General features: G+C 69.3%; 2 protein-coding genes and 1 pseudogene. All 3 read right to left on the bottom strand.

The genetic code is table 11. The annotated features are described in order from the left end of the window. Window positions 1-339: 339 nt before the first annotated feature. On the bottom strand, window positions 340-915 hold the full coding sequence (locus FVW27_RS14685; RefSeq protein ID WP_167126486.1) for a manganese efflux pump MntP: 576 nt from the start codon (window positions 913-915) through the stop codon (window positions 340-342). A 19-nt stretch (window positions 916-934) separates the two neighbouring features. Further along, the gene (locus FVW27_RS14680; RefSeq protein ID WP_167126483.1) at window positions 935-1,351 is read right to left on the bottom strand and encodes a MarR family winged helix-turn-helix transcriptional regulator; all 417 of its coding nucleotides are present in this window, start codon (window positions 1,349-1,351) and stop codon (window positions 935-937) included. A 283-nt stretch (window positions 1,352-1,634) separates the two neighbouring features. Then, window positions 1,635-1,820 (bottom strand): annotated as a pseudogene (locus tag FVW27_RS14675) (cobalt transporter); the annotation flags it as partial.

Below are 1,820 nucleotides of genomic sequence, written 5' to 3'. Positions count from 1 at the left end.
TGCGCCTCGGTCCTTGCCGCGTGAGTGCGGGCCGCACGGTGTTGCCGCATGCGGCCCAAGGGGGGCATGCCGCCTCCCGGGCGGCTTGCCACGCCGGGTGGCGGTGCGCAATGCCCGCCGGAAAGCCCGGTTCATGACATTCTATATCCGGTCGGGAGAAAAGGCACAAGCGCGGAGGGGGGAACGACCGGGGAGATGACGTGGTGAGGGACGGCGGCACAGGGGGGGAGCCACGGAAATGCCGGACAGGCGGTACCGGGCGGATTGGCGGGACAGGCCGAATTGACTGAATTGGCAGGCAGGGCGAATGGCGGGCGGGGCCGAAGGCCGTGCCTGCCGTTATCCGAACACCCCGTGGTCGTGCAGGATGCGCACGCCGATGGCGATGAGCACGCCGCCGCCCACCAGGGCCGCACGGTGTCCCAGGCGGCTGGCGTTGGCCAGCACCCGGCCCAGGTGCAGCCCACCGGCGGTAAAGCCCGCGCACACCACGCCGATGACCACGGCGGGCGTCCAGATGGAAAGCCCGAGGATGGACAGCGAAAGGCCCACGGCCAGTGCGTCGATGCTGGTGGCCACGGACAGCACCAGCAGGGTCATGCCGCGCGTGGGATCGCACTTGCAGTCGGCGTCCTCATCGTCGCCCGCCAGGGCTTCGCGCATCATGCGCACGCCGATGAAGACCAGCAGACCAAAGGCCAGCCAGTGGTCCCAGGCCTCTATGTAGTCGCGCACGGTAAGGCCCAGCGCCCACCCGGCCACGGGCATCAGCGCCTGGAACAGGCCGAAATGGAACGACAGGCGAAAGGTCTGGCGCGGCGAGACGCAGCGCAACTGCACCCCGGTGGCGACGGAAACGGCAAAGGCGTCCATGGCAAGGGCCACGGCAAGGGCCAGCAGTTCGATGACGGTCATGCGGTGTCCGGCGGCAGGCCTAGAAAGAGGCGTTCATGGTTTCCAAGCAGTGCAGCAGGGCCGTCTTCTGCTCGGTTGTCAGGTCGGCGGTCAGGTCGTCGGTCAGGCGGCGATGCAGCCGGTCGTGTTCCTCGTACTGCGTCTGGCCGCGCTGGGTCAGGGCCACAAGGATGGACCGCCGGTCGTGCTCGTGCGGGCGGCGCACCACAAGCTGCTTGTCCTCCAGCCGGTCCACCAGCACGGTAAGGGTGCCGGTGGTCACCCCCATGCGGGCGGCCAGTTCCTTCATGGGCAGCGCGCCGTGAATGCCCAGGATTTCCAGCGTGTGCGTCTGGGGCAGGGTAAGCCCCTGTTCGCGCACCACGTCGTGCTCCCAGGAAGAGAGCTTTTCGTAGAATTCCACGATGGCGTGGGTGAGCTTGCCGGTGTCGGACATGGCGGGCCTGTATGCGAAGGGTGGACGCCGAAAGGCGCAAGGGGCGCGGTGCCGCACGGATGCGGCGCGCGCCCGGTTCTTATAGCCACCCACGGATGCGGGGGCAAGGGCGACAAGGCCGCCGTGAGCAAGGACGAGGGCCGGACGAGGGCCGGACGAGGGCCGGACGGGATAAGGGCGGGATAAGGGCGGGATAAGGGCGGGATAAGGGCGGGGGCAGGAGCGGGGCAAGGGCTACAGGGAGGGACGCTTGCCGGTGGCTTGCCGATGCTCGCGCCCTTTATCATCCCGGCAGAAAGGTCATGCCCACGCCCAGACCTGCCAGCAGCAGGGCCACGGCCCACCGGGCGGGGCGGAAGGGAAAGTCGGGCCGCCATGCCTCTGGGCGGTCCAGCCCGCGCGCGGCCACGGCCACGGTCTGGGTCCAGGTGCGCTGGCCCAGGATGCGCAGCACGGCGGCGGGCAGCAG

It is taken from the genome of Nitratidesulfovibrio liaohensis (genome assembly GCF_011682075.1).
GTDB classification, from domain to species: Bacteria; Desulfobacterota; Desulfovibrionia; order Desulfovibrionales; family Desulfovibrionaceae; genus Cupidesulfovibrio; species Cupidesulfovibrio liaohensis.
The sequence above is the reverse complement of the archived record's forward strand: the minus strand, read 5'-3'. Positions and strand labels throughout refer to the sequence as shown.

Excerpts from the sequence above, each read along its gene's own strand:
- FVW27_RS14685 (WP_167126486.1), bottom strand. The coding sequence starts at position 915 with ATGACCGTCATCGAACTGCTGGCCCTTGCCGTGGCCCTTGCCATGGAC.
- FVW27_RS14680 (WP_167126483.1), bottom strand. The coding sequence starts at position 1,351 with ATGTCCGACACCGGCAAGCTCACCCACGCCATCGTGGAATTCTACGAA.